Annotated in this window: 26 protein-coding genes; 14 read left to right on the forward strand and 12 right to left on the reverse strand. The window is 69.2% G+C overall.

The annotated features are described in order from the left end of the window. Positions 1 to 123: 123 nt before the first annotated feature. The gene (locus tag ACQ859_RS14480; protein ID WP_431266360.1) at positions 124 to 1,164 is read right to left on the reverse strand and encodes a quinone-dependent dihydroorotate dehydrogenase; all 1,041 of its coding nucleotides are present in this window, start codon (positions 1,162 to 1,164) and stop codon (positions 124 to 126) included. 154 nt (positions 1,165 to 1,318) lie between these two features. Continuing rightward, a complete protein-coding gene (locus ACQ859_RS14485; RefSeq protein WP_431266361.1) occupies positions 1,319 to 2,269 on the reverse strand; it encodes a LysR family transcriptional regulator in 951 nt (316 codons plus the stop codon). Positions 2,270 to 2,384: 115 nt separating this feature from the next. Here ACQ859_RS14485 and ACQ859_RS14490 point away from each other — a divergent pair, with 115 nt between their 5' ends. The 5 genes from ACQ859_RS14490 (at position 2,385) to rpiA (ending at position 6,301) form a co-directional block, all read left to right on the forward strand. Then, positions 2,385 to 3,341 carry a DMT family transporter gene (locus ACQ859_RS14490; RefSeq protein WP_431266362.1) on the forward strand — a complete coding sequence of 319 codons (957 nt, stop codon included), beginning with the start codon at positions 2,385 to 2,387 and terminating at the stop codon, positions 3,339 to 3,341. Between the two features lie 52 nt (positions 3,342 to 3,393). Further along, positions 3,394 to 4,527, forward strand: coding sequence for a 3-deoxy-7-phosphoheptulonate synthase (locus tag ACQ859_RS14495; protein ID WP_431266363.1), 1,134 nt, complete (start codon positions 3,394 to 3,396; stop codon positions 4,525 to 4,527). Positions 4,528 to 4,619: 92 nt separating this feature from the next. Beyond that, positions 4,620 to 5,048, forward strand: a complete 429-nt coding sequence (locus tag ACQ859_RS14500) for a hypothetical protein (RefSeq protein WP_431266364.1) — start codon at positions 4,620 to 4,622, stop codon at positions 5,046 to 5,048. Between the two features lie 90 nt (positions 5,049 to 5,138). After that, positions 5,139 to 5,567, forward strand: a complete 429-nt coding sequence (locus ACQ859_RS14505; protein WP_431266365.1) for a DUF6152 family protein — start codon at positions 5,139 to 5,141, stop codon at positions 5,565 to 5,567. A gap of 74 nt (positions 5,568 to 5,641) precedes the next feature. Then, complete coding sequence (gene rpiA / locus ACQ859_RS14510; protein ID WP_377155518.1) at positions 5,642 to 6,301, forward strand: ribose-5-phosphate isomerase RpiA; 660 nt, start codon at positions 5,642 to 5,644, stop codon at positions 6,299 to 6,301. 66 nt (positions 6,302 to 6,367) lie between these two features. On the opposite strand, the gene ACQ859_RS14515 is transcribed toward rpiA, so the two are convergent. Continuing rightward, positions 6,368 to 7,918 carry a methyl-accepting chemotaxis protein gene (locus tag ACQ859_RS14515; protein ID WP_431266366.1) on the reverse strand — a complete coding sequence of 517 codons (1,551 nt, stop codon included), beginning with the start codon at positions 7,916 to 7,918 and terminating at the stop codon, positions 6,368 to 6,370. A 196-nt stretch (positions 7,919 to 8,114) separates the two neighbouring features. On the opposite strand from ACQ859_RS14515, the gene ACQ859_RS14520 reads away from it, so the two are divergent. After that, entirely contained in the window at positions 8,115 to 8,486 is a 372-nt protein-coding gene (locus tag ACQ859_RS14520; RefSeq protein WP_431266367.1) for a putative quinol monooxygenase, read from the forward strand. Between the two features lie 21 nt (positions 8,487 to 8,507). Here ACQ859_RS14520 and mnmC read toward each other — a convergent pair whose 3' ends face one another. The 3 genes from mnmC to ACQ859_RS14535 all read right to left on the reverse strand — a co-directional run bounded on the left by mnmC (position 8,508) and on the right by ACQ859_RS14535 (position 12,137). Further along, the gene (mnmC, locus tag ACQ859_RS14525; RefSeq protein ID WP_431266368.1) at positions 8,508 to 9,443 is read right to left on the reverse strand and encodes an FAD-dependent 5-carboxymethylaminomethyl-2-thiouridine(34) oxidoreductase MnmC; all 936 of its coding nucleotides are present in this window, start codon (positions 9,441 to 9,443) and stop codon (positions 8,508 to 8,510) included. After that, complete coding sequence (mnmD, locus tag ACQ859_RS14530) at positions 9,343 to 10,443, reverse strand: tRNA (5-methylaminomethyl-2-thiouridine)(34)-methyltransferase MnmD (RefSeq protein ID WP_431266369.1); 1,101 nt, start codon at positions 10,441 to 10,443, stop codon at positions 9,343 to 9,345. Before mnmD ends, mnmC begins: the two co-directional genes overlap by 101 nt. Positions 10,444 to 10,562: 119 nt before the next feature. Then, positions 10,563 to 12,137 (reverse strand): DEAD/DEAH box helicase, encoded by a 1,575-nt coding sequence (locus tag ACQ859_RS14535; protein WP_431266370.1) that lies wholly within the window; start codon positions 12,135 to 12,137, stop codon positions 10,563 to 10,565. A gap of 447 nt (positions 12,138 to 12,584) precedes the next feature. Here ACQ859_RS14535 and ACQ859_RS14540 point away from each other — a divergent pair, with 447 nt between their 5' ends. Then, positions 12,585 to 13,292 (forward strand): winged helix-turn-helix domain-containing protein, encoded by a 708-nt coding sequence (locus tag ACQ859_RS14540; RefSeq protein ID WP_088408908.1) that lies wholly within the window; start codon positions 12,585 to 12,587, stop codon positions 13,290 to 13,292. A 72-nt stretch (positions 13,293 to 13,364) separates the two neighbouring features. Here ACQ859_RS14540 and ACQ859_RS14545 read toward each other — a convergent pair whose 3' ends face one another. Next, positions 13,365 to 14,990: an ABC transporter substrate-binding protein gene (locus ACQ859_RS14545; RefSeq protein WP_431266371.1), complete on the reverse strand. Its 1,626-nt coding sequence runs from the start codon at positions 14,988 to 14,990 to the stop codon at positions 13,365 to 13,367. A 175-nt stretch (positions 14,991 to 15,165) separates the two neighbouring features. On the opposite strand from ACQ859_RS14545, the gene ettA reads away from it, so the two are divergent. From ettA to ACQ859_RS14570, 5 genes are all read left to right on the forward strand, one after another. Then, positions 15,166 to 16,830, forward strand: coding sequence for an energy-dependent translational throttle protein EttA (gene ettA, locus ACQ859_RS14550; protein ID WP_088407498.1), 1,665 nt, complete (start codon positions 15,166 to 15,168; stop codon positions 16,828 to 16,830). A 198-nt stretch (positions 16,831 to 17,028) separates the two neighbouring features. After that, entirely contained in the window at positions 17,029 to 17,625 is a 597-nt protein-coding gene (locus ACQ859_RS14555; RefSeq protein WP_431266372.1) for a Spy/CpxP family protein refolding chaperone, read from the forward strand. A 94-nt stretch (positions 17,626 to 17,719) separates the two neighbouring features. After that, positions 17,720 to 18,433, forward strand: coding sequence for a response regulator (locus ACQ859_RS14560; protein WP_088407529.1), 714 nt, complete (start codon positions 17,720 to 17,722; stop codon positions 18,431 to 18,433). A 13-nt stretch (positions 18,434 to 18,446) separates the two neighbouring features. Then, positions 18,447 to 19,526 carry a HAMP domain-containing protein gene (locus ACQ859_RS14565; protein WP_431266373.1) on the forward strand — a complete coding sequence of 360 codons (1,080 nt, stop codon included), beginning with the start codon at positions 18,447 to 18,449 and terminating at the stop codon, positions 19,524 to 19,526. Then, positions 19,484 to 19,960 (forward strand): sensor histidine kinase, encoded by a 477-nt coding sequence (locus ACQ859_RS14570; protein WP_431266374.1) that lies wholly within the window; start codon positions 19,484 to 19,486, stop codon positions 19,958 to 19,960. The genes ACQ859_RS14565 and ACQ859_RS14570 overlap by 43 nt, the downstream gene beginning before the upstream one ends. Before the next feature lie 104 nt (positions 19,961 to 20,064). Here the strand turns inward: ACQ859_RS14570 and ACQ859_RS14575 are convergent, their stop codons facing one another. From ACQ859_RS14575 to trpS, 3 genes are read right to left on the reverse strand one after another with little or no spacing between them, the layout of a single operon-like run. Then, entirely contained in the window at positions 20,065 to 21,468 is a 1,404-nt protein-coding gene (locus tag ACQ859_RS14575) for an MATE family efflux transporter (protein ID WP_431266375.1), read from the reverse strand. Continuing rightward, positions 21,465 to 21,929 carry a DUF3717 domain-containing protein gene (locus ACQ859_RS14580; protein WP_431266376.1) on the reverse strand — a complete coding sequence of 155 codons (465 nt, stop codon included), beginning with the start codon at positions 21,927 to 21,929 and terminating at the stop codon, positions 21,465 to 21,467. Before ACQ859_RS14580 ends, ACQ859_RS14575 begins: the two co-directional genes overlap by 4 nt. Positions 21,930 to 21,966: 37 nt before the next feature. Then, complete coding sequence (trpS, locus tag ACQ859_RS14585; RefSeq protein WP_431046814.1) at positions 21,967 to 22,983, reverse strand: tryptophan--tRNA ligase; 1,017 nt, start codon at positions 22,981 to 22,983, stop codon at positions 21,967 to 21,969. 157 nt (positions 22,984 to 23,140) lie between these two features. Here trpS and purN point away from each other — a divergent pair, with 157 nt between their 5' ends. After that, positions 23,141 to 23,779: a phosphoribosylglycinamide formyltransferase gene (gene purN / locus ACQ859_RS14590; protein ID WP_431266377.1), complete on the forward strand. Its 639-nt coding sequence runs from the start codon at positions 23,141 to 23,143 to the stop codon at positions 23,777 to 23,779. Positions 23,780 to 23,821: 42 nt separating this feature from the next. Here the strand turns inward: purN and ACQ859_RS14595 are convergent, their stop codons facing one another. Continuing rightward, positions 23,822 to 24,472, reverse strand: coding sequence for a DUF1345 domain-containing protein (locus ACQ859_RS14595; protein WP_088407492.1), 651 nt, complete (start codon positions 24,470 to 24,472; stop codon positions 23,822 to 23,824). A gap of 28 nt (positions 24,473 to 24,500) precedes the next feature. After that, positions 24,501 to 24,779 (reverse strand): DUF1653 domain-containing protein, encoded by a 279-nt coding sequence (locus ACQ859_RS14600; protein WP_431266378.1) that lies wholly within the window; start codon positions 24,777 to 24,779, stop codon positions 24,501 to 24,503. Positions 24,780 to 24,850: 71 nt separating this feature from the next. On the opposite strand from ACQ859_RS14600, the gene ACQ859_RS14605 reads away from it, so the two are divergent. Continuing rightward, entirely contained in the window at positions 24,851 to 26,119 is a 1,269-nt protein-coding gene (locus tag ACQ859_RS14605; protein WP_431266379.1) for an RsmB/NOP family class I SAM-dependent RNA methyltransferase, read from the forward strand. The last annotated feature ends 201 nt before the right edge of the window (positions 26,120 to 26,320 follow it).

Below are 26,320 nucleotides of genomic sequence, written 5' to 3' on the forward strand. Positions count from 1 at the left end.
ATTGCCCGTCCGAGGGAGGATGCGTCCCCGCATCAACAGGTCTTTGCTGAAGGCGCCAACGAAAAAGCGCTCACGAAGGAGCGCTTTGGAGAGGGCGGAGCCGCCGGGGCGCCGGAAGGGCGCTCAGAGCCGCGCCATCGCCTTCGCGCACTCCGGCACCAGCGCGGGACCCTTGTAGATCAGGCCGGTGTAGAGCTGGACGAGGTCCGCGCCCGCCTGCAGCTTGGCGCGGGCATCCTCCCCACTGAGCACGCCGCCGACACCGATGATCGGATAAGCGCTGCCCAGCGCCGAGCGCAGCAGGCGGATCACGCGGTTGCTGGCCTCGAAGACAGGCGCGCCCGACAGGCCGCCGGCTTCGCCCGCGTGGGGCAGGCCCTGCACCGCGTCGCGGGAGATCGTCGTGTTGGTCGCGATGACGCCGTCGATGCCGTGGCGCTTCAGGCTCGCGGCGATGACGGCGACCTGCTCCTCGTCGAGGTCGGGCGCGATCTTCACGAACAGCGGGACCTGCCGTCCGCTCGCGTCCTGCAGCGCCAGGCGGCGCGCCTGCAGCGGCCCGAGCAGCGCGTCCAGCGCCTCGTCGCTCTGCAGCTGACGCAGGTTCTTGGTGTTCGGGCTGGAGATGTTGACGGTGATGTAGTCAGCGTGCGGGAACACGCCTTCCAGGCCGATCAGGTAGTCGTCGACGGCGCGCTCGATCGGCGTCGCGGCGTTCTTGCCGATGTTCAGGCCGAGCAGTCCGCCGTGGTGGCGGAAGCTGTGCGAGCGCTTCACGTTGGCGACGAAGGCGTCCAGCCCTTCGTTGTTGAAGCCCAGGCGATTGATCAGCGCCTGCTTCGCGGGCAGGCGGAACATGCGGGGCTTGTCGTTGCCCGGCTGCGCCTTGGGCGTGACGGTGCCGACCTCGATGAAGCCGAAGCCCATCGCGCCGAGGCCGTCGATGCAGCGGCCGTTCTTGTCGAGGCCGGCGGCCAGGCCGATGCGGTTGGGGAAGCGCAGTCCGGCGACGGTCACCGGATCGGACACCCGCGTCTGCGCCCAGGCGCACTGGGCGGGGGTGTTCTGCAGACGGGCGATGCTGCCCAGGGTCAGTTCGTGCGCGTGTTCGGGATCCAGACCGAACAGGAAGGGACGGGCGAAGCCGTAGGGGATGAGAGCCATGATGGGGGCGGATTGTCTCATCGCGCCCGGAGTCGCCCGCGCCGTGCCTACTCCTGGCGTGCGAACGGTGATGGGGGACTCTCCGTGGCCCGAACGGGCCGGGGCCCGGAGGAGCGGCCCGGCGGATCTGCCGGAAAGCCGGCCGATGCGGGTGTCAGGCGGGTTCCGGGCGATCCCACGGGGGGATGTCGCCGAACCGTTCGACACAGAAATCGATCAGCGCCCGGACCTTCGGGCTGGGGAAACGGCTCGGCAGATAGACGGCATAGAGCACGTTGGCCTCGGCCGGTCCGCCCAGTGGCGTCCAGTCCGGGAGGAGGGCGGTGAGCCGGCCCTCGCGCAGGTCGCGGCCGATCGCGTAGGTCGGCAGCACCGCCAGACCCATGCCGGCCAGCGCGGCCACTCGCAGCGACTCGCTGCTGTTGGCGGTGAGGCCGCTCTCGAAGCGCAGCGCGCCGGAGATCTCGACCTCCGCCTCGCCGTCCACAGAATGGCGGAAGCGCCAGCGCTCCGGCGCGTGCAGGTAGCCGAAGCGCAGGCAGCGGTGGCCGGCGAGATCCGCGACCGACGTCGGCGTGCCCTGCCTCGCGAGGTAGTCCGGCGAGGCGCACAGCACGAAGCGGATGTCCGCCAGCTTGCGCGCGACGAGCCCGGGACTCGGACGTCCCGTCAGCCGCATCACGACGTCGAAGCCTTCCTCGGCCAGGTCGACGTAGCGGTCGTTGAGCCCGAGCACGACCTGCAGCTGCGGATGCATTGCGCAGAACTCCGCCATCAGTCCGGTGAACTGCAGGTTGCCGAACGCGGTAGAGGTGCTCAGCCTGAGCACGCCGCGCGGCTGCTCGCGCTGGCCGGCGAGCTCCGCGTCGAGCGCCTGCGCCTCCTCGATCAGCCGCTGGGCGCGCTCATAGACGCTGCGACCCTCCGCGGTGGGGCTGATGCTGCGCGTGGTCCGGTGCAGCAACCGCGTGCCGAGCTGCTGCTCCAGCCGCGCGACCTGCTTGCTGACGGCGGACTTGGTCGCGCCCAGCAGCTTGGCAGCGCCGGAAAAGCTGCGCGCGTCCACGACGCGGGCGAAGGCTTGCAGGTCTTCCAGGCGTCCCATGGCGATCCTCCGATTGTTCTCGATCTGGAAACTCTAAAACGAATCGACAGTGGATTGTGTCCAAGGCGTTCAATTTCTAGAGTTCATCCCATCGCTGTTCACCTGGGAGTCCGCCATGACGACCTCGACCCTGACCAACGCCTCCCTGCATCGGCCACCCGTAACGTCCGCGCTGCCAGCAGCCGCGCGGACGGACCGTCTCGGCGCCCTCGTCGCGCTGAGCCTGCCGGCACTCTTCATCCTGCTGTGGAGCACCGGCTACGTCGCCGGCAAGCTGGCGTTGCCGCACGCGGGGCCGTTCACGCTGCTGGCGCTGCGCTTCGGGCTTGCCGCGGTGGTGCTGCTGGCCGTGTCGGTCGCGACGCGCGCACCATGGCCGAAGACCGCGCGGGCCTGGATCCACCTCGGTGTCGTGGGCCTGTTGATGCAGGTGCTGCATTTCTCCGGCGTCTACTGCGCGATCGCCTGGGGCCTGCCGACCGGCGTGGCCGCGCTGCTGATCGGGATGATGCCGCTGGCCACCGCGATGGGCGCCCACCTGTGGCTGGCCGAGCGCATGAGCGCCGCGCAGTGGCTGGGCATGCTCGGGGGCGCCGCCGGCGTGGCGCTGGTGATCGTCGACCGTCCCTTGGGCGGCGGCGCCTGGATGGCCTATGGCGCGGGGCTGCTCGGCCTGACCGGCCTGGTCGCCGGCACGCTGTACCAGAAGCGCTTCTGCGCCGGCATGGACCTGCGCACCGGCAGCGGCATCCAGATGACGATCTCGGCGCTCGCCGTGCTGGCGCTGGCGCTCTGGCGCGAACCCGGCGCGCCGGACTGGAGCCTGGAACTCATCGGCTCGACGCTCTGGCTGGGCCTGGTGAACTCGATCGGCGCGTTCAGCCTGATGTTCGTGATGATCCGGCGCGGCCAGGCCGGCGCGGTCGCCAAGCTCTTCTACCTGATCCCCGGCGTGTCGGCGCTGATGGGCATGGGACTGCTCGGCGAGCACTTCGGCGCGATGGCGCTGGCGGGCTTCGTCCTGTCGGCGACCTCGGTGGGACTCGCCTCGATGTCCCGGTCGGGCGGATAATCGGCGGTTCAATTTCGCGTTTCGACGCCCGCGAGGGCGCACCGCCGCCGCCATGAAGCACCTCGACCACCCGCAGCACGATCGCGAGATCGGTTCCGCCGATTCCACCCGCGACGACACCCGCACCGACGACACCCGCATCGACGCGGTCCGACCGCTGATCTCGCCGGCGCTGCTGCTCGACGAGCTGCCGCTGCCGGAGGCCTCGCTGAAGGTCGTCGAGGCCGCGCGGCGCGAGATCAGCGACGTGCTGCACGGCCGCGACGACCGGCTGCTGTGCATCGTCGGGCCGTGCTCCATCCACGACCACGGCCAGGCGATGGACTACGCCCGGCTGCTGAAAGACCTGCGCGGCGAACTCCAGCAGGACCTGCTGATCGTGATGCGCGTGTACTTCGAGAAGCCGCGCACGACGGTCGGCTGGAAGGGCTACATCAACGATCCGCACCTGGACGGCAGCTTCCACATGAACGAAGGCCTGCGGCTGGCCCGCAAGCTGCTGCTGGACGTGACGGCGCTGGGCCTGCCGGCCGGCACCGAGTTCCTGGACCTGCTGTCGCCGCAGTACATCTCCGACCTGATCGCCTGGGGCGCCATCGGCGCGCGCACGACCGAGAGCCAGAGCCACCGCCAGCTGGCGTCGGGCCTGTCCTGTCCGGTGGGCTTCAAGAACGGCACGGACGGCTCGGTGAAGATCGCTGCCGACGCGGTGCTGGCGGCGCGAGCGAGCCACGCCTTCATGGGCATGACGAAGATGGGCCTGGCCGCGATCTTCGAGACCCGCGGCAACGACGACTGCCACCTGATCCTGCGCGGCGGCAAGGCGCCGAACTACGACGCGGCCTCGGTGCAGGCGGCGGCCGAGGTGCTGAAGGCGGCGGGGCTGCGCGAGCAGCTGATGATCGACTTCTCGCATGCCAACTCGTCGAAGAAGTACGAGCGCCAGATCGACGTGGGCCACGACGTCGGCGCGCAGATCGCCGGCGGCGACGAGCGCATCACCGGCGTGATGGTCGAGTCGCACCTGCAGCCGGGCCGCCAGGACCTCCTGACGGGGCAGACCAAGGCGGACCTGCTGCCCGGCGTGTCGATCACCGACGCCTGCCTGGGCTGGAGCCAGACCGAGCCGCTGATGCGCTCGCTGGCGGCCGCGGTGCGTCAACGGCGCGAGCGTCGCGGCGCCTGAGCGGACGGCCTGTCCTTCCGGAATCGCACACGAAGTCAGGCGAATGAGCGACCGCCCCATCGGCCCACCCCGGCGCGTGGCGGACTGAGCGCATGTGGACCACCATGACGACGCTGGTGGCCCATCCGTGGGCCTACCCGGCGTTCTCGGTCGTGCATCTGATCGGGCTCGGCGCGCTGTTCGGCGGACTGCTGGTCTTCGAACTGAGGACGCTGGGCGCGCGACGCGAGCTCGATCCGGCCTCACTGGCGCGCCTGGCGATTCCCACGGCGCTGGCCGGCTTCGCGTTGTGCGCGGTGTCGGGCGCGGCGATGTTCGCGATCCAGCCGCAGGAGCTGTGGGTGAATCCGGCGCTGCGGATCAAGGTCGCGCTGATCGCGCTGGCGGGCCTGAACGCGGCGTGGTTCCACTGGCGCGGCGGCGTTCGGGCGCAGGACCGCCTCGGGCGCTGGCAATGCCTGCTGTCGTTGGGGATTTGGGTCGCTGTCATCATCTGCGGGCGCTGGATCGCGTTCGTCTGACTTTCCGCCGGCCGGCGCGTCCTTCACGTCCTTCAAGGAGGCTTCGATGGAACGTCGTCTGTTGCTGGCCGCGCTCGCGGCCGCCCCCTGATGCCCGCCACCGTTCGCGCCCATCATGGGTGGAGCGGTTTCGACCAGGACCGTCCGCTGTACCTCGAGGGCCGGGCCGCCAAGGTCACCTGGCGCAACCCGCACGCGGAACTGGATCTGGAGGTGCCGGAGCGGCTCGTGCTGCCCGCGGACCTGAAGCAACGGGTCCTGCCGAAGCAGACGACCGCCGTCGACGGCGAGGCACTGCTCGCGAAGACACTGGTGCCGACGCGACGCGACCGGCGCTGGGAGGTCGAACTCGCGCCGCTGACGCGGCTGGAGGCCTGGAAGGTCGAGGAGATCAGACCCGGCACCGAGGTGTCGGTGATCGGCTTCGCGGCGCCGGGAGAGCAAGGCGCCGCCGTGCTGCGGGCGGAGTACCTGTTCGTCGGCGGGAAGGTGTATGGGCTGAGGTCGTCGCCGGCGTGAGCGACGGAGATAATCCCGCCTTTCCCTCTTCCTCATTTCCCGCCTTCAACGACGAGCCCGGGCTCGCTCCACCCATGACCCAAGACGAATTGAAGACCCTGGTCGGCCAGGCCGCATTGCAGTACGTGACGCCGGACACGGTGGTGGGCGTGGGCACCGGATCGACGGTGGACAAGTTCATCGACGCCTTGGCCGCGAGCGCCATCCGCATCTCGGGCGCGGTGTCGAGCTCGGTGCGCAGCACGGAACGGATGAAGGCACTGGGCATCCCGGTGCTGGACGCGTCGGAGGTCGAGTCGCTGCAGGTCTACATCGACGGCGCCGACGAGATCGACCGTCAGGGGCACATGGTCAAGGGCGGCGGCGCCGCGCTGACGCGCGAGAAGATCGTCGCCGACCTGGCGAAGACCTTCGTCTGCATCGCCGACGAGAGCAAGCTGGTCGACGTGCTGGGCGGCTTCCCGCTGCCGGTCGAGGTGATCCCGATGGCCGCCGCGCAGATCGCGCGCCGCTTCCGGGCGATGGGCGCGGAGCCGGTGCTGCGCAAGGACTGCGTGACCGACAACAGCTGCCAGATCCTCGACGTGAAGGGCCTGAAGATCACGGATCCCGCCGCGTTCGAGGCCGAGGTCACGCAATGGCCGGGCGTGGTCACCGTCGGTGTCTTCGCCCGCAACAAGGCGGGGGTGTGCCTGCTCGGCACGGCGCAGGGCGTGAAGACGATGACGTTCTGAACCTCGCCTGCCGGAACGACAACGAGGCCCCGCGGGGCCTCGTTTGTCATCGTGCGTCAGGAACGCTCAGCGAAGCCGGAACACCGAGATCGCGGTGGCCAGTCGTTGCGACTGTTCCTTCAGGCTCTCGGCGGCCGCGGCGGATTCCTCGACCAGCGCCGCGTTCTGCTGCGTCATCTGGTCCAGCTGGCCGATGGCCGCGTTGACCTGGTTGATGCCGTCGCTCTGCTCGCGCGAGGCGGCGCTGATCTCGCCGATGATGTCCGCCACGCGCTGCACGCTGGCCACGATCTCGGTCATCGCGCCGCCGGCGTCTTCCACCAGCCGCGAGCCGGATTCGACGCGTTCGACGCTGGCGCCGATCAGCGTCTTGATCTCCTTGGCCGCCTCGGCGCTGCGTTGCGCCAGCGAGCGGACCTCGCTGGCGACCACCGCGAAGCCGCGGCCCTGTTCGCCGGCGCGCGCCGCTTCGACCGCCGCGTTCAGCGCCAGGATGTTGGTCTGGAACGCGATGCCGTCGATGGTGCCGATGATGTCGGCGATGCGGCGCGAGCTGTTGCTGATGTCGCCCATCGTGCTCACCACCTGGCCCATCACCGCGCCGCCGCGCTGCGCCGTCTCGGCCGCGGAGCTCGACAGCTGGTTGGCCGTCATCGCCGAGTCCGCCGTCTGACGCACGGTGCCCGTCAGCTGCGTCATCGACGCGGCGACTTCCTGCAGGTTGGAGGCCGTCTGCTCGGTGCGCGCGCTCAGGTCGTGGTTGCCGGTGGCGATCTCCGCACTGGCCGTGCCGATGTTTTCGGCCGAGCCGCGCACGTCGCCGATCAGCTTCAGCAGTTGCGATTGCATTCCGCCCAGCGAGCCGAGCAGTTGCCCCGTCTCGTCGCGGCCGCCTTGCGGCACGCGTTGTGTCAGGTCGAAATGGGCGATGGCGTCCGCCACTTCAGCGGCGCCGCGCAACGGTCCCGTGATCGAGCGCGTCAGCGACACCGCGAACCACACGCCCAGGCCCAGCGCGACCAGCGAGAACACGAGCAGCGCGGTCCGTGCCCGGCCATTGGTGGCGTCCACCTGCTTGGCGGCGTCGTCCAGCAGCGACCGTTTGTGCTGCACGATCGCCTGGATCGCTTCCTGGAACTTGGCCGCGGCGGGCTGGAACTCGCGGTCGAAGATCTCGCGCGACTTGTCGGCGTCGCCGGCCTTCTTGGCCGCGGCCACCGCGTCACGCGTGCTCAGGTAACCCTTGCGGGCTTCACTGAGCGTCTCGTACATCTTTCGTTCCTCGGGCGTGACCATGTAGCCGTCGAGCTGCTTCTGCAGTTCGCCCGACTGTTTCGTCGATTCGGCCGAGGTCGTCGCGAAGAACTGCGCCAGGCTGGGATCCGCGCTGACGGCGATCGCGCTGGTGCGGTTCACGCCGTTGGTGATGTTGCGGTACCAGTCGGAGGCGACGCGCTCGGCGGCCAGGTCCTGGTTGAGCATCACGTCGGTCTCGGCGGCCACGCGGCCCAGGGCCAGGTAGCTCAGGCCCGAGCCCACGAAGGCGATCAGCAGCACCAGGCCCAGCACCACGCCGAGCCGCTGGCCGATCGATCGGCCCGCCACCAGATGAATCATGACTATGTCTCCCGAGATGTTGGATCCGTCTGGACCCGTTTGGAATCGTATGCCTGCGCCCATGCGGGCGCGCAGCGACCTTGACGGCGCCTTCGCACCATATCGACGCGTACGTGATCAAACTTAAATGGTTCGACGAAGGTGGCCGGACAATGCGCCATCCGTCACGACCTGCCGGTCATTCCCGGCGTCCGCCATGTCCGACACGACTCCCCTGACCGCCCCGACGTCCGCTGGCGGCAGCTTCCTGCAGGTGATCGCGCATTACCACGTCAAGCCGGGCCTGGGCGACCAGGTGGGCGCGTTGCTGGTCGAACTGACCGAAGCCACGCGTCGCGAGGCCAAGAACCTGGCCTACGCGTTCTACCGATCGCCTCAGGATCCGGACCGTTACGTGATCCTCGAGCAGTACACCGACGCGAGTGGCCTGGACGACCATCGCGCCTCCGAGCATTTCCAGCGTCTGGGTTTCGGCACCATCATCCCGATGCTGGTCTCACGCGAGGTGACGAGCTACGTGGTGCGCACCGGCGCGGATGGAAAGCCGGTGGACGCCGTCAAGACCTGACCCTCGGCACGAGCGGCCCGCTCACTCCGAGGCGCGTCGCTCCCTCGCGGCGAAGCGGGCCGGATCGACGGCCTCGGCGAGGCTCGTCTCCACGGGCCAGGGCGCGCCCGTGAGTTGCGCGGCGACAAGCTCGGCGCACAGCGTCGCCCAGGTGATCCCGCGCGAGGCGAGGGCGCCCACCACCATCAGACCGGGTTGACGCGGCCAGAAGCGCGCCTGTTCGGCGCGCCGCTCCGGCATCCTGGCCGGCAGGGCGCCCACCAGGGGAAGCCGGTCCGGCATGAGGCTGCGCCAGCCGACGCGGCCCACGAGCGGCGTGGTATCGGGCATCGTGGCCGACGGCAGCAGTGCGCGCAGCCGATCGATGTTCTGGGCGTGGTCTGATGAGCGAAGTGCCGGATCCATGTCGCCGCCATCGGTGCTCGCGCCGAAGCACAGCGCGCCGTCGGGGAGACTGAGCGCGTAACCCAGCCCCGCCACGGGCATGGCGAGCGTCGGCGGTGCCAGGTCTTGTGGCATGACGCTCAACTGTCCGCGTTGTGCCGTCCATGGCCACGGCGCGCCGGCCGCCCAGGCGGACGCGAGCGAGGGGCTCCCGATGCCGCCGCACAGCACGACGGCATCGGCACTTGCGATGGTGTCGCCGGCGGCATTGAGCGCCGACCAGCGGCCGCCCGCTTCGTCGCGGTGCAGGCGGTCGACGGGTGTGTTCAGGCGCAGCTGGAAGCCGTCGGACCGGGCCGCTCCGTCGAGCCACGCCGTCACGAGTGCCGGCGGCGAGACCGCACCTCCCCCGGGAAGAACCAAGCGGGTTGGCTCAATGCGAGACCCGCTTTCGCGCTCGCCGCCTCGACGCTCAGGGCCTGGACATAGTCGGCGGGCAGCCCGCTGCGCGCCAGCAGTGACTGCATCGATGCCAGGGCCTGAGACTCCCGTTCGACGCGCAGCAATCCCCATTGCAACCAGGGCAGGGCAGGCTCGAGACGGCGGAGTTCGCGCTCGGTCGCCAGCGCCGCGGCCCGGCTGAATCGGGCGTGCGGGCCGTCCTCGGCGTGCAGCGTGCCGTGGAACAGGCCGCCCGGATTGCCGGAGGCCTGGGGCGCGGCCGTCGCACCCCTTCGAGCACCGTGACCCGCAAGCCTTCGCGTGTCAGCACGCGCGCGCAGGATGCGCCGGCCAGGCCGGCACCGATGATCAGCACATCCCGGGCGTCCGGCGCGATGGCTGTCCGGCCCGGTGGGACCGGCGGCCGGTGGCGTGGCGCGAAACGCGCCACCGTGTTCTGCCACTTGCCGCCGATGCCGGGTCGCTTTTCAACCTCGAAACCCGCCGCCGTCAAGCCGTCGCGCACGCTGCGCGCGACGCTCCAGGTCGCGGCCGTGGCGCCCGGCGCGGCCAGCCGGCCCACCTGCCTGAGGACGGCCTCGTCCCACAGCCCGGGATTCTTCGCGGGTGCGAAGCCGTCGAGGAAGAACGCATCCACGGATGCCACCAGTTCGGGCATCCACTCGTGCGCGTCGCCGAACGCCAGCATCAGCCGGACGCGACCGCCCTCGAAGTCCAGCGTGTGCAGGTTGGGCGTGAGCGCCGGCCAGCCGTCGAGCAGTTGTCGAGCCAGCTCAGGTTCCGGCGAGGCAGCATGCGCGCGCCCGAGATCAGGGCGCGTCAGCGGATGCTTCTCGATGCTGAGGAAGACCAGCCGCCCGCAGCGCGCCGGATCGTCGCGCCAGGCGGCCCAGGTGGCGAGGAAGTTGTTGCCCAGTCCGAAGCCGGTCTCGAGCACGACGAAGCGCCGTCGGCCCGCCCACCGCTCTGGCAGGCCATTGCCGCCGAGGAACACCTGCCGCGCCTGCGCGAACGCCCCGGACGGGGCGTGGTACGAGTCGCCGAAATCAGGCGCGCTCGGGATGGCGCCGGAGAAATCGACGCGGGCCGGGAGGATGGGCGCAGTCTTCATGGGGTGGGAGGAATGGCCGGGAGTATGCCCAACGTGATCTCCGCGCAAGGTCGGAGCATCGGTGGCAGAAACGACAACGGCGCCTGTGAAGGCGCCGTTGCATCACGGGGAGTCCGGGATCAGGAGTTCGACTTCGGACGCGTCAGCGCCGCACCTGCCGGACGGTTGCCCTGGCTGCCGTGACGGCTGCCCTGGCCCTGACCTTGACCCTGGCCTTGGCGCTGACCGCCTTGACCCTGCGCCTGGCGTTGGCCTTGACCCTGGCCTTGTCCGCCCTGGCCCTGGCGCTGACCGCCTTGACCTTGCGACGGGCCGCCGGATCTCTGGCCGCCGCCTTGGGCGCCCTGCGCCGGACGACCCTGGCCTTGACCCTGGCCGCCGCCCTGCGGACGGCCGCCTTGGCCTTGCGAACGGCCACCGCCGCCGCCACCACCGCCGCGACGGCCACCACCACCGCCGCCGCCCGCCGGACGCGGCGAGCCCGAGGACTTGCCCAGCCCGCCGTTCAGCACCATGCGGCCCAGCACGATCGGCTCGGCCTTGGCGTTGGGGTCCGGCTCGAAGCCCGGCACGACCTCGCGCGGGATCTCGCGCTTGATCAGCTTCTGGATCTCGCGCAGGAAACCTTCCTCGTCCACGCACACCAGCGACAGCGCTTCACCTTGCGCGCCGGCGCGGCCGGTGCGGCCGATGCGGTGCACGTAGTCCTCGGCGACGTTGGGCAGCTCGTAGTTGATGACGTGCGGCAGCTGGTCGATGTCGATGCCGCGCGCGGCGATGTCGGTCGCGACCAGCACCTTCAGGTCGCCGCTCTTGAACTCGGACAGCGCTTTCGTGCGGGCGCCCTGGCTCTTGTTGCCGTGGATCGCCATCGCGGTGATGCCCGACTTGTCCAGGTACTCGGCCAGGCGGTTGGCGCCGTGCTTCATCCGCGTGAACACCAGCACCTGATGCCAGTCGTGCTTCGTGATCAGATGGGCCAGCAGTTCCTTCTTCTTGTCGCGGTCGACCGGGTGGATGCGCTGGGCGATGGTGTCGGCCGTCGCGTTGCGGCGAGCGACCTCGATCAGGCCCGGGTTGTCCAGCAGGCGGTCGGCCAGCGCCTTGATCTCGTCGCTGAAGGTCGCCGAGAACAGCAGGCTCTGCTTCTTGGCCGGCAGCAGCGCCAGCACCTTCTTGATGTCGTGGATGAAGCCCATGTCGAGCATGCGGTCGGCTTCGTCCAGCACCAGGATCTCGACCTTGGACAGGTCCAGCGTGCCTTGCTGCGCGTGGTCCAGCAGACGGCCCGGCGTCGCCACCAGGATGTCCACGCCCTTGCGCAGCTGGCTGATCTGCGGGTTCATGCCGACGCCGCCGAACATGACCATGCTGGTCAGCGGCAGGTACTTGCCGTAGGTGCGCACGCTTTCCTCGACCTGGGCGGCGAGTTCACGGGTCGGGGTCAGCACGAGCGCGCGGATCGCGGGGCGGCCCTTGGCGTCACGCACGGGCTTGCCAGAGGAGAGACGTTCCAGCAGGGGAAGGGTGAAACCGGCCGTCTTGCCGGTACCGGTCTGGGCGCCGGCCAGCAGGTCGCCGCCGGTGAGCACGGCGGGGATGGCCTGGCTCTGGATGGGGGTGGGGGTCGAGTAGCCGGCATCGGCGATCGCGCGGAGCAGGGGCTGGGAGAGCCCCAATGCGTCAAAACTCATAAGCTGCTTTGTTGGTGCCCGAACGGGCTTTGTGTGCAGCACGCCGACCCGGTGAGGGCCTGGCGCCAGTCTTCGGCTGCCGTGGGAGAGCGTGAGCTCAAAAGATAAAGCCGCGGCAAGACTGAGCCGCGGCGATGGGGCCATTGTAGCTGACGGGGTCTGTCACCCTGGTGAGCGATCGGTTCGGGGCGTCGATGCGACCGTGCAGTGACACCGGTCCGAGGCTTGGGCGATGGGCGGCACCGGCGCTGCGGAAAAACGGGGATCCGGACAGCTTTCAGCAAGCTGGGTGACAGCCCTCACTCAGGCAAGCGTGTCGGTGTCCGCAGCCGTGTTTCAGTGCGGTAAACCGCGGGTAAAAAGGGCGGTGAGGCCCGTCCTGATCGGGGTTCAAACGCGATTGCAGCGGCATAGTCTTGCGCCAATGTGTCCACTTGTCCCATCGTCATGAGCGCCCTGTTTCCCGATCCTGCCGCTGGCACCCATCTGCTGCTGCTGGACCCCGACCCGCATGCGCGCCTGCGATTCGCCGGGCTGATGCGGGCCTGGGGCTTCCGCGTTACCGACAGCAGCGAGGCGGCCCTGCTGGACCGCGTCCCGCTGCTGCCGGTGGACCTCGCCCTCATCGATCCCAGCGACGCCCGCGAGGCGGGCTGGGGCGCGCTGACGCGGCTCAGACAGCGATCGCGGATGCCGGTGATCGTGCTGCTGCAGCACGACAGCACGCTGGAACGCGTGCTGGCGCTGGAGCGGGGGGCGGATGCGGTGCTGGCCAAGGACGGGGAGCCGCGTGAGCTGCAGGCGCGCATCAAGGCGCTGTTGCGGCCGCGTGAGGGCGATGCGGCCGAGGTGCTGATGTTCGGCCGGTTCAAGCTGGAACCGATGACGCGCCGGCTGTCGGGGCCGGGCGGGTTCTGCGTGGTGCTGTCGCAGAGCGAATACAAGCTGCTGCGGGCGTTCCTGGAGCGTCCGCACAGTGTGCTGCAGCGGCAGGAGCTGCTGCATCTGGCGCGCGGCGATGGCGTGACCGCGCTGGAGCGCTCGGTCGACCTGATGGTCTCGCGGCTGCGGCAGAAGCTCAACGACGATCCGAGCTCGCCGTTGATCCGCACGGTGCGCGGGATCGGGTATCTGTTCGATCCGCCGCTGCGTTGACCGTGGCGGGCGGGAGACCCTCACCCCAACCCCTCTCCCGCAGTGCGGGAGAGGGGCTTTGAGAGGCGTTCTTCATTTTGCGGCGACCGAGGCCCAGCGCAGTTCGAACCAGTTGTCGGGACGGTGGATGACCGTCACGTTGGCGCGGGTCGCCCACGGGATCATCTGGCGGTGCAGCGGGATCAGGTGCGTCTGCGCGCGGAATTCGCGCAGCGCGGACTTGATCAGCTCTTCGCGCTTCTTCGGATCGGCTTCCTCGCTGGAGGCGGCGGCGAGCTGATCGAACTTGTCGTCGCGCCAGTTGCCGAAGTTGTACTGGCCGACCGACTTCTCGCCGCGGTTGCGCATCAGCGGCGTCATCGCGACTTCCGCATCGGTGATGCTGCCGCCCCAGCCGTACAGGTAGAGGCTGGTGTCGAGCTTCTCCAGCTTGGGGAACATCAGCACGCGCGGCTGCGCGTTGACGCTGACCTTCACCTTGAGCTGCGCCCACATCGACGCCAGCGCCAGGCAGATGCGTTCGTCGTTGATGTAGCGGTTGTTGGTGCAGTCCAGCGTCACCTCGAAGCCGTTGGCGTAGCCGGCGTCGGCCATCAGCTTGCGCGCCGCGGCCAGGTCGAAGGGCAGGCGCGTCTCCAGCTGCGGGTCGCCGAACGCGCCCAGCGGTGACGGCGTCAGTCCACCCGTGGGCAGGCTCAGGCCGTTCATCAGCTTGGTGCGCATCGTGTTGATGTCGATCGCCTGGTACAGCGCCTGGCGCACGCGCAGGTCCTTGAACGGGTTCTTGTCGCCGGGCACCTTGCCGTACAGCAGCTTGTCGCGCGACTGGTCCATGCCGATGAAGACGATGCGGTTCTCCGGGCCTTCCTGGACCTTGACCTGCGGCGTCTGCTTCAGCTTCGGGATGTCGCGCGGCGAGGGGTCGAGCACGAAGTCGATCTCCCCCGACACAAGCGCCGCCAGGCGCGTCGCGTCGTTGGCGATCGGCGTGTAGACAGCGTCCTGCACGTTGCCGTCGAACTTGCCCCACCAGGCCGGGTTGCGCTTGAACGTCGTGCGGATGCCGGGCTCGCGGGCCACCATCGCATACGGTCCGGTGCCGTTCGAATGCGTCGCGGCGTAGGTCTCCTGCTTGTCCTTGAAGTTCTGCGGCTTGGCGACGTTGTGCTGCTCGCACCACTTGCGGCTCATGATGAACAGCGTGTCCAGGTGCTGCAGGAAGATCGGATTGACCTTGTCGAGCTGGAACTCGACCGTGAAGTCGTCGATCTTCTTCGGCGTGCCGACGGCCTGCGCGTACACGCTGATCTGCGAGTACGGGTCCTTGGCCCGGTTGATCGAGAACACCACGTCGTCCGCCGTGAACGGCGTGCCGTCCTGGAACTTCACCCCCTGGCGCAGCTTCAGCCGCCACAGCGTCGGCTTGAGCTGCGTCCACTCGGTGGCAAGACCCGGCACCAGGTTCAGGTTGCGGTCGCGCGAGACCAGGCGCTCATAGACCTGGCCGTTCATCGCGTTGGTGACGATCTCGTTCTGCGAATGCGGGTCGGCCGTCTGCATGTCGCCCTGGCTGGCCCAGCGCAGCGTCTGCGCATGCGCGCTGCCCCCGATGAGCGCCATCGTGAGCGGGAGCGCGGCCAGGAGGCCGACGGTTCGCGAACGAACGGAGACAGTGCGCGAGATGGAACGGAACAGCATGGTGGTCATCTCTGAAGAAACCGGAAGGGGCGGAGAAGGGCCGTCGAGTTTATGGGCACCGGCGGAAGCTGCGACAATGCACGACTATTGCCCGGGCGCCTCGCCGCCCACGCAGGGCCCGGCGCACGCCGAACGGCCCCCAGGTCAACCCACGAAACGCTGAAGAACCATCGCCATGGCTCAATACGTCTTTTCGATGAACCGCGTCAACAAGACGGTTCCTCCGAAGCGCCACATCCTCAAGAACGTCTCGCTGTCCTTCTTCCCCGGCGCCAAGATCGGCGTGCTGGGCCTGAACGGCTCGGGCAAGTCCACGCTGCTGAAGATCATGGCCGGCGTCGACAAGGAGATCGAGGGCGAGGCCATCCCGATGCCCGGCATCAAGATCGGCTACCTCGAGCAGGAGCCGCAGCTGAATCCGGACCAGACCGTGCGTGAAGCGGTCGAGGAAGGCATCGGCGGCGTGCTGGCCGCCAAGAAGCGCCTGGACGAGGTCTACGCCGCGTATGCCGAGGACGGCGCCGACTTCGACGCGCTGGCCGCCGAGCAGGGCGAGCTGGAGGCCATCATCGCCGCTGCCGGCTCCGAGAACACCGACCTGCAGCTGGAACTGGCCGCCGACGCGCTGAACCTGCCGCCGTGGGACGCCAACATCGGCGTGCTGTCCGGCGGCGAGAAGCGCCGCGTCGCGCTGTGCCGCCTGCTGCTGTCCAAGCCCGACATGCTGCTGCTGGACGAACCGACCAACCACTTGGACGCCGAATCGGTCGAGTGGCTGGAGCAGTTCCTGCAGCGTTTCCCCGGCACCGTGGTGGCCATCACCCACGATCGCTACTTCCTGGACAACGCCGCCGAGTGGATCCTGGAACTGGACCGCGGTCACGGCATCCCCTGGAAGGGCAACTACTCCGACTGGCTGGACCAAAAGGAACGCCGCCTGGAGCAGGAACAGAAGACCGAGGACGCCCGCGCCAAGGCGATGAAGGAAGAACTGAAGTGGGTGCGCTCGAACGCGAAGGGCCGCCAGGCCAAGAGCAAGGCGCGTCTGGCCCGCTTCGAGGAACTGAGCGACGTCGACTACCAGAAGCGCAACGAGACCAACGAGATCTTCATCCCCGTGGCCGAGCGCCTGGGCAATGAAGTGATCGAGTTCGAAGGCGTGACCAAGTCCTTCGGCGACCGCGTGCTGATCGACAACCTGTCGTTCAAGGTCCCGGCCGGCGCCATCGTCGGCATCATCGGCCCCAACGGCGCCGGCAAGTCGACGCTGTTCCGCATGATCCAGGGCGTCGAGACGCCGGACAGCGGCACGGTGAAGATCGGCAAGACGGCCAAGCTGGCTTTCGTCGACCAGAGCCGCCAGAGCCTGGACGCCAACAAGACCGTGTGGGAAGACGTCTCCGGCGGTCTGGACAACATCATCGTCGGCAAGTTCGTGATGCCGTCGCGCGCCTACATCGGCCGTTTCAACTTCAAGGGCAACGACCAGCAGAAGATGGTCGGCCAGCTGTCCGGCGGTGAACGCGGCCGTCTGCACCTGGCCAAGACCCTGGCCCAGGGCGGGAACGTGCTGATGCTCGACGAACCGTCGAACGACCTGGACGTCGAAACCCTGCGCGCGCTGGAAGAGGCGCTGCTGGAGTTTGCCGGCTCGGCGATGGTGATCTCCCACGATCGCTGGTTCCTGGACCGCATCTGCACGCACATCCTGGCCTGCGAAGGCGATTCGCAGTGGTTCTTCTTCGACGGCAACTTCCACGAGTACGAAGCTGACAAGAAGAAGCGCCTCGGCGAAGAAGGCGCGCGTCCCAAGCGCGTGCGCTTCAAGCCCATCACTTAATCTTCTCGGCTCCCAGCCATCAGACCGGCCCTCTGTGGCAGGTCTTGCCAGGCGCCCGCGATGTCTCGATTTCAAGAGGCGCCGCGGGCGTTTTTCATTGGGGTCGATTCATTTCACGAATCTTTACGGGACACCCACGGCCAATTGACGCGCGCCGCCGACCATTTCCTCACCCCAGAACGATTTGGAGATTCCGAGATGGTCAAGAGCTTCTCCCGCCCCCTGAAGATGCTGGCCCTGGCCGCGACGATGAGCGTGGCCGCCCTGGCAGCCCAGGCCCAGCCGGCCCCCGGCGACGCGCCGCCGCCCCCACCGCATGGCATGCACGGCATGCACCGCGGCGGTCCGGACTTCGGCGGCCCCGGTTTCGGCCCCATGGGCCCCATGCACGGCAAGCTGCTGAAGGACGCCGGCGTCACCGACGCGCAGCAGGCACAGATCAAGCAGATCTTCGAGGCCGCGCACAAGGACCTGAAGTCGCAGCGCGACACCGAACGCCAGCTGCACGACCGCATGCAGGCGCTGTTCACCGCACCGACCGTCGACGCCAACGCCGTCGAGCAGGTGCGCCAGCAGATGCACGCTTCCCATGACGTCGAATCCAAGCGCATCACGCTGGCGATGATCGACGCGTCGCGGGTCCTGTCGCCCGAGCAGCGCGCCAAGATCGCCCAGCTGAAGAACCAGCAGCGCGAGAAGATGAAGGAGCGCATGAAGGACCGCGCCGAGCGCGCCAAGGAACGCCGCGGCGCCAACGAGGCCAACCCGGTCCCGAAGCCTTTCACTGACCGCTGAACGCACGAGGCCGGCTATGCTTCAGTCTTTCGATGAGTCCGCGGCGCGCGGCCTGGCCGATCCGGCCCGGTCGGTGGCTGCACCGCAACGCCCGATGAACCCACGACTGCTCCTGATCGACGACGACGCCCGGCTCACCGCGATGCTGGGCGACTACCTCAGCAGCGCCGGCTTCGACGTCAGCTTCGCCGGCTCGCTCGCGCAAGGCCGCACCGAGCTCGAGGCCGGCCAGTTCGAGCTGCTGGTCCTGGACCTGATGCTGCCCGACGGCGACGGCCTCGAGTTCTGCCGCCAGCTGCGCGGCGACAAGCGCTGGCGCCGCCTGCCGGTGCTCATGCTGTCGGCGCGCGGCGAGCCGATGGATCGCATCCTCGGCCTGGAGCTGGGCGCGGACGACTACCTGCCCAAGCCTTTCGAACCCCGGGAGCTGCAAGCCCGCGTGAAGGCGTTGCTGCGCCGCACCGAGCCGCAGGCCATGGGCGACGAGGTGCTGCGCTTCGGTCGTCTGGAGATCGATCTGGCGGCCCGCCAGGTGCGCCTGGACGGCAACGCCTGCGACCTGACCAGCCACCAGTTCGACCTGCTGGTCGTGCTGGCGCAGAGTCCGGGTCGCGTGCTCTCGCGCGACCAGATCATGGACGCGCTCAAGGGCCACCCGCTCGAAGCCTTCGACCGGTCGATCGACGTGCACATCTCGCGCATCCGCTCGGTCATCGAGGACGACGCCAAGAACCCGCGCCGCGTGCTGACGGTGCGCGGAGCCGGTTACGTGTTCGCACGCAAGCAGGACGCCGAAGGCCTGGAATGAAAGCTGCGACGCGGTGAAGGCGCTGTACCTGCGCATCTACATCACCGTCGTGGTGGTGTTGCTGGCGTTTGCGCTCGGCTCGGCGTGGCTCTTCCAGGGGCGCATCGAGCAGGAGCGCGGCACCTTCGAGCAAGCTGCGTCGGAGCGGCTGGTGGCGCTCGCGGTGCTGGTGCAGCGCGCCTTGCCGCCGGTGACGGCGTCCACGGACGAGCAGGCCGATGCTGTCGAGGACTGGGGTCAGCGCCTGCGCATGGCGCTGGCCTTGGAAGATTCGCGCGGGCGCCGCATCGGCGCCTCGCCGCTGTTCGAGCGACGCGAGGACCTGCCCGGTTCGCGTGTGCAGCGCGTGCCGTTGGACGATGGCCGGCATCTGCTGTTCCTGCGTCTGGCTCGACCGCCGGGCGCCTCGGGACCGACCGGCCAGGACAAGCTGGAAGCCGATGCGCGCGCCGCGAGCGGTCCGCACCGGATCCAACGTGAGCGTCGCGATCCGTTCGTCGACGGTCCGCCGCCGAACGATGCCCGCACGCCGATCCGGCGCGAACCGCGTCCGGAAGTCGAGCAGATGCGCCAGCGCATGCTGGACCGTCTGGAGCAGCAACGTCGCGAGGATGCCGCGAACGGTTCCTGGCTGCCGGGCTGGATCCCGCGCCCGAGCGGCGAGGCCCTGGCCGTGCTGCTGGCGATGCTGTTCATCGCGGTCGCCGTCGGCGCCTATCCGGTCGTGCGCCGGCTCACGCGCCGCCTGGAATCGCTGAAGTCCGGGGTCGAGCAGTTCGGCTCCGGCGACCTGAGTTTCCGCGTGCAGGACAACGGCAAGGACGAGGTCGCCGCGCTGGCCACCAGCTTCAACCTCGCCGCCGAACGCATCGAAGCGCTGCTGAGATCGCAGAAGAGCCTGCTCGCCAACGCGAGCCATGAGCTGCGCTCGCCGCTGGCGCGGCTGAAGATGGCCTTCTCGATGCTGGACGATGCGTCCCCGCGCAGCGCGCGCGGCTGGGGCAGGAGATCAACACCAACATCGTCGAGCTCGACGCGCTGGTCGAGGAAGTGCTGCTGGCCAGCCGCCTCGAAGGCGGCGCGCAGTCGCTGAGGCTGGAGCCGGTCGATCTGCTGGCCATCGCCGCCGAGTCCGCCGCGCTGGGCGACGCCGAGCTGGAGATCGAGGAAGGCATCGAGCGCCTGCCGTTGAACGGCGACGATCGCCTGCTGCGCCGCGCGCTGCGCAACCTGCTGGAGAACGCTCGCCGCTACGGCGGACCGGTCGTCGAGCTCAAGGTGCGACGTGCCGGCCAGGACCGCGTCGAACTGCAGGTCTGCGACCGCGGCCCGGGCGTGCCCGAGCCGATGCGCGAGCGGATCTTCGAGGCCTTCTTCCGTCTGCCCGGCCATGCCGAGGTGTCCGGCGGCGTCGGCCTGGGTCTGAGCCTGGTGAAGCAGATCGCGACGGCCCATCAGGGCACCGTGCGCTGTGACGCCCGCGAAGGCGGCGGAAGCTGCTTCGTCATCACCTTGCCGCTGACGTGACCGCTCGTGGCGCGCAGGGGCCGCCACTCGTCGTTGCAAATGCTCGCCGTAGCGCTGCTACGGCTGTGCTTTGCGCCTAGATTGGCAGCCCCTGCACACCCCGCTCAGTCACGTCGAGGGAGGTTGAGATCCTCTCGCCGATGCACGAGGGCCAGCAGGATGCTGAGCCCGATTGCTGCCGCCGCCAGACCGACCGATGCGGCGCTCCAGAAGCCCATCGCCCCTTGCATGATCGCGGGCAGCGCGACGGCGTGGTCGCCGAAGACCAGCCAGTAGCCGCCGCCCAGTCCGAGCCCCCAGATCGCGAACGCGTAGATCAGCATCGGCGCGGTCGCGATGTGATGGGCGCGCAGCACGAAGGCGGCCACGGTCTGGCCGGCGTCGGAAACGTGGAAGAGCCACAGCCAACCCAGCAGGGGCAGGGCGGCGGCGATCACGGCGGCGTTGCTCGTGTACAGACCCAGCACCTGCTCGCGCAACGAGAACACCACGCCGCCCAGCACGAACGCGATCGCCAGCGCGATCTCCAGGCCATGCCAGCCGAGCCGGCGTGCCGCGGCGTAGTCGCGTGCGCCCATCGCCTGCGCCACCAGCGTGCTGCAGGCGTTCGCCTGCGACAGCGGCAGCATGAACATCATCGCGACGAGGTTGGCGCAGAGCTGATGCCCCGCCACCGGCGTCGTGCCCAGGCGCGCGATGAAGATCGCCATGAAGGTGAAGCCGGTGACCTCGATCAGCACCGACGCGCCCATCGGCACGCCCAGCTTCAGCAGCCGCATCAGCGTGTCCTTGCGCGGACGGTGCAGCCCGCTGCGGGCGAAGCCGAAGTCGGCATAGAACGGATCGCGGCGCAGCACGGCCAGCGCGATGAGCAACTGGCTCCACATCACGATCGCCGTGGCGATCGCGCAGCCGACCGCGCCCAGCGCCGGCACGTGCAGTGGCCCGAGCGTGAAGCCGCCGATCAGCAGCGCGCTGGCCGGGAACTTCAGCAGCAGCCCGCCGATCTGCAGCGCCATCACGGCCTTGGGTCGCGACACCGCCGTGTTGAAGCCGCGATAGGCCGTGAACAGCAAGGCGGCCGGGAGCGCGATGCCCAGCATGCGCAGGTAGTCGCGGATCTTGGCGGCGATCTCGGGGCTGACCTGCGAGATCGCCAGGAACGGCTGCGGGAACCACAGGATCAATTCGCCGACGACCGTCAGCGCCAGCGCGAGCCATGCCGCCTGGTGCAGGCTGTCGCCGGCCTCGGCCATGCGCTTCGCGCCGAAGAGCTGCCCGGCGACCGGCGAGATCGCCAGCACCACGCCCATCAGGCCGACGAAGACCGAGGTGTAGACGGCCGAACCCACCGCCAGCGCCGCCAGGTCGATCGCGGAATGACGCGCGACGAGCAGCGTGTCGATCGTCGAATACGCCAGCACCGCGAGCTGCCCGATGAACACGGGCCACGCGAGCGGCAGGATCTGGCGCAGGCTGGCGAGCCGGCCGTGCAGCGCTGTGCTCAAGCGGAGTCCTTGCCGGACGTGTCGGCACCGCCGGCGTCGGCCGCGGCGCTGGCACCGCGCAGCTCGATGGCGCGCTCCGCATACCGGTTGAAGCGCCACGCCGTGCCTTCGATCGTGATCCGGCGCCAGGTCGCGCGCTTCTCGCCAGCCGTGAGTACCGGCCAGTTCTGGACCTCGTCGAAGGTGCGACCGCAGCCCTTGCAGAGCTCGTCGCCCTGGCTGGTCGAGCAGATCGCGATGCAGGGCGCGTCCGGCGTCGTGTCGTACCAGCGCAGCCAGGCCGCGAGCGCGCGCTGCGGCATCGAGTCCTCGTCGCACTCGGTCTCGTGGTGGAAGACCATCAGCGCATAGACCTCCGCCAGCGCGCGCAGCTCGGGCCCCAGCGTCACGCCGTCGCCCGGCGAGCGCTGGCGCCACCAGTTGATGGCGGATTCGAGGTCGGTGATGTGGATGCCGGCCATCTCGGTCGTCTCTGTCGGTTCTGTGGTTTCTGTCGTCTCAGTAGTCGATGCCCATCGCGCCGCGCACCTCGCGCAGCGTCTTGCGCGCCACCGCACGGGCTCGTTCGGTGCCGACCTCGACGATCCAGTGGACCTTCTTCGGGTCGGCGAGCAGTTCGTCGGCGCGGGCGCGCCACGGCGCCTGCTCGTCGTGGATGGCCTCGATCAGCGGTTCCTTGCAGTCCAGGCAGCCGATCCCCGCGCTGCGGCAGCCGGCCTCGACCCAGGCGCGGGTGTCGCTGTCGGCATAGACCTTGTGCAGCGCCCAGACGGGGCAACGCTCGGGCTCGCCCGGGTCGCCGCGGCGCACGCGCTGCGGGTCCGTCTGCATCTTGCGCACCTTGTCGGCCACGACCTCCGGCGCGTCGCGCATCGCGATCGCGTTGCCGTAGGTCTTGCTCATCTTGCGGCCGTCCAGGCCGGGCAGCCGCGAGGTCTCGGTCATCAGCGCCTGCGGTTCCGGGAACAGCGGCGCCGTCGGCGGCCGGTAGAGGTGGTTGAAACGGCGGGCGACCTCGCGCGTGACCTCCACGTGCGGCGCCTGGTCCTCGCCCACCGGCACGAAGGCGGCCTTGTAGATCAGGATGTCGGCCGCCTGCAGCAGCGGGTAGCCGAGAAAACCGTAGGTCGCCAGCTCGCGGTTCTCGGCCACGAGGTCCTTGTAGCTCGGCATCCGCTCCAGCCAGCTCGACGGCGTGCTCATCGCCAGCAGCGTGAACAGCTCGGCGTGTTCCGGCATGCGGCTCTGGATGAACAGCGTCGCCTGCTCCGGATCGACGCCGGCGGCCAGCCAGTCGACGACCATGTCGTAGACGCTCTGCTCCAGGCCTTCGCGGTGCTGGAAGTGCGTCGTCAGCGCGTGCCAGTCGGCGACGAAGAAGAAGCAGTCGTAGGCGTCCTGCAGCCGCACCCAGTTCTTCAGCGCACCGTGGTAGTGGCCGAGGTGCAGTGCGCCGGTCGGGCGCATGCCGGACAGCACGCGCTGGCGCGGGGTGGGAGTGGGGTGGTCGGTCATTGGCGGAGGGCTGGGGCGGTGGCCGCGCCGGGGCGGGCGGTCTCGGAAGGAGGCCGGTCGGACGACGACGGAACGGCAACGGCGGGAGGGCGATTGTAGGGAGCGGCGGACCGGTCGACACCGGTCATGCCCATGCCCTTGGCTACACTGCCGGCCCATGAAGAACATCGTGATCCTGATCTCCGGGCGAGGCTCCAACATGGAAGCCATCGTCCAGGCCTGCGCCGCCGGCGGATGGCCGGCCCGCATCGCCGCGGTGATCAGCAACCGGCCGGACGCCGGCGGGCTGGAATTCGCGCGGGCGCATGGCATCGCCACCGCGGTCGTCGACCACAAGGCCTTCGGCAAGGGCGACGCGGCGCGCGTCGCGTTCGACGCGGAACTTCAGCGCGTCATCGACGGCTTCGCGCCCGATCTGGTGGTGCTGGCCGGCTTCATGCGCATCCTGACGCCGGGCTTCACCGGCCACTACGCGGGTCGGATGCTCAACATCCATCCGTCGCTGCTGCCGGCCTTCACGGGCCTGCACACCCATCAGCGCGCCATCGAGGCGGGCTGCCGCGTGGCCGGCGCGACGGTGCACTTCGTGACGGCGGAGCTCGACCACGGGCCGATCGTCGCGCAGGCGGTGGTGCCGGTGCTGGACGGCGAAGACGAGGCGGCGCTGGCGGCGCGCGTGCTCAAGCTGGAGCACCGCATGTATCCGAGCGCCGTGCGCTGGTTCGTCGAGGATCAGCTCGCGACCGAGGGCGCCCGCGTCCTCCATCGTGGCGGCGAATCGCAGATGTTCAGCTGAGCGTCCTGGCGCAGCGGCGCCCCGGTTCCGAGGCTGAGGCGTTCAGCCCAGCATGCCCGCCAGGAAGTTGATCGTCAGCGCCAGCACGACCGTGTTGAACACGAACGCCTGGATCGCCTGCACGAGCACCAGCCGCCGGATCGGTCTCGCGCTGACGACGACGTCCGAAGTCTGCGAGGTCGCGGCGACGGTCGCTGCGAAGTAGAAGAAGTCCAGGTAGTCGGGCGCTTCCTCGTCGCCGGGGAACTCCAGCCCGTGAGGCGCCTTCGGCCCGCTGTGGAACAGCGACGCGTACGCCAGGCCGAATTCCACCGGCAGCAGCAGCCACGAACCGGTCAGCGTCGCCGACGCCACCAGCAGATGCGGCCAGGCCTGCAGGAGGCCGGACTCCTTCACCTGGGCCAGCTCCAGCGCGATCGCCGCCATGCTCGCGGCGCCGCCGAGGATCGCCAGGATCAACACCGTCGGCGCGCTGTCCGCGACGGCGCGGGCCTGCTCCTCGACGTCGTCCGCGTCGGTGCGGAACATCATCCAGCCGATCAGCACGAGGTAGGTCCAGACGCCGGCGCTCCAGCCGAGCAGCGTGCGGGTGTGCCAGGCGAGTTCCACCGGCCAGGCCGCCGCGAGCAGGGCGCCGGTGGCCGCGCCGATCAGCAGGCGGGGGCGGCGCTTGATCTGGTGCAGCAGGGGCATGGGGGTTGGTCCGGGGATCCGTCCGGACTCAATCCGGCATGCGGGCGAAGCGGGGTTGGACCACGCCGTCGATCTCGACGGTGCCGAAGAACATGTCGTAGGGGCGCACCCACAGGCCGCTGTCGTTGTAGAGCGGCGCATAGAGCACCAGCGCCTCGAGCGTCTCGCTGTGGCGGACGACGCCGCGCACCTCGTATTCGCCGCCCTTGTAATGGCGGTAGCGGCCGGCGGGCGCCGCCGGCAGAGGCGGCAACGGATCGCCGGCGCCGTGCGCCGCGGGGTACTGGGTCGTGTGGGAATCGCTCATGGAGGAGGGTGCGTGACGGCGGGAACAGGGCAGGGCGCGGTCCCGGGCCCGGAGCCTGGGATAATCGGGCGATGCATCCTAATGCCCTTCTTGAACTCTGCGCCGAACTGGTGGACAGCCTGCTGCTGTTCGACAAGCCCGCCGACTCCCTCGTTTCCGACTTCTTCCGCGCGCACAAGGCGCTCGGCCAGCGTGAGCGCCACACCGTGGCCGAGACCGCCTATGCCGTGCTGCGCCTGCGTCCGGTGCTGCAGCATCTGGCCCAGTCGGGCCGCGGTCCGATGTCGCGGCGTCTGGCGATCCTCGCCTGGGCCGGCAGCGAGGCCTTCCTCCGCGCCGCGCTCATCGACGAGGAGCAGCACTGGCTCAAGCAGGTGGCGAAGATCGACCGCACCAAGCTGCCGGCGAAGCTGCGGCACAACCTGCCCGACTGGATCGTCGACCCGCTGAAGCAGCGTCTGGGCGACGAGCAGTTCTGGCAACTGGCGGAGGCCGTCAACGTGCCGGCGCCGCTGGACCTGCGCGTCAACCTGTTGAAGGCCAAGCGCGAGGACGTGCAGGCCGCGCTGAAGGAGAAGGGCTTCGCGTCGTCGCCGACGCCGTTCTCGCCCTGGGGCCTGCGGCTCGAAGGCAAGCCGGCGCTGCAGAAGCTCGACCTCTTCACGAGCGGCCAGGTCGAGGTCCAGGATGAGGGCAGCCAACTGCTGTCCCTGCTGACCGAAGCCAAGCGCGGCGAGATGGTCGTCGACTTCTGCGCCGGTGCGGGCGGCAAGACGTTGGCGCTGGGCGCCGCGATGCGCAACACCGGTCGGCTCTACGCGTTCGATGTCTCGGGGCACCGCCTCGACAAGCTCAAGCCGCGCCTGGCGCGCAGCGGACTGTCCAACGTCTACCCGGTGCAGATCAGCAACGAGCGCGACGAGCGCGTGAAGCGCCTGGCCGGGAAGATCGACCGCGTGCTGGTCGATGCGCCGTGCTCGGGCCTGGGCACGCTTCGCCGCAATCCGGACCTGAAATGGCGCCAGTCGCCGGAGGGCATCCAGGAACTGCACGCCAAGCAACTGGCGATCCTGAACAGCGCCTCGCGCCTGCTCAAGCCGGGTGGTCGCCTGGTCTACGCGACCTGCTCGCTGCTGGATGCCGAGAACGAGTCGGTCGCCGAGGCCTTCGCCGAGGCCCACCCCGACTTCAACTTCATCTCGGCACAGGACGTGCTGACGCATGCGCAGGTCGAGGCGACCCAGGCGGCAGCGCTGTCGGAGAACGGCTATCTGCGCCTGTGGCCGCATCGTCACCAGAGCGACGGCTTCTTCGCCGCGGTCTGGGAGCGGAAGAAGTAAGCCAGCGGAGCCGCCCGGCACCGGATCTCGGCGCCGGAAGCATGGTTTGTTTTTGATACGAACGGCTTGTACCGTTCGTTCGATCACGTCTTCAGGCCCTTCCGGTCCTGAAGCGTCAAAAGACCGGCGGGAAAGCGGCTTACATCCGGGCGATTTCTAGAGTGCGTCGCCTACAATGGGGGCTTCCTGTGGACAACTGGC

This window comes from Roseateles chitinivorans (genome assembly GCF_050632235.1).
GTDB lineage: Bacteria > Pseudomonadota > Gammaproteobacteria > Burkholderiales > Burkholderiaceae_C > Roseateles > Roseateles chitinivorans_A.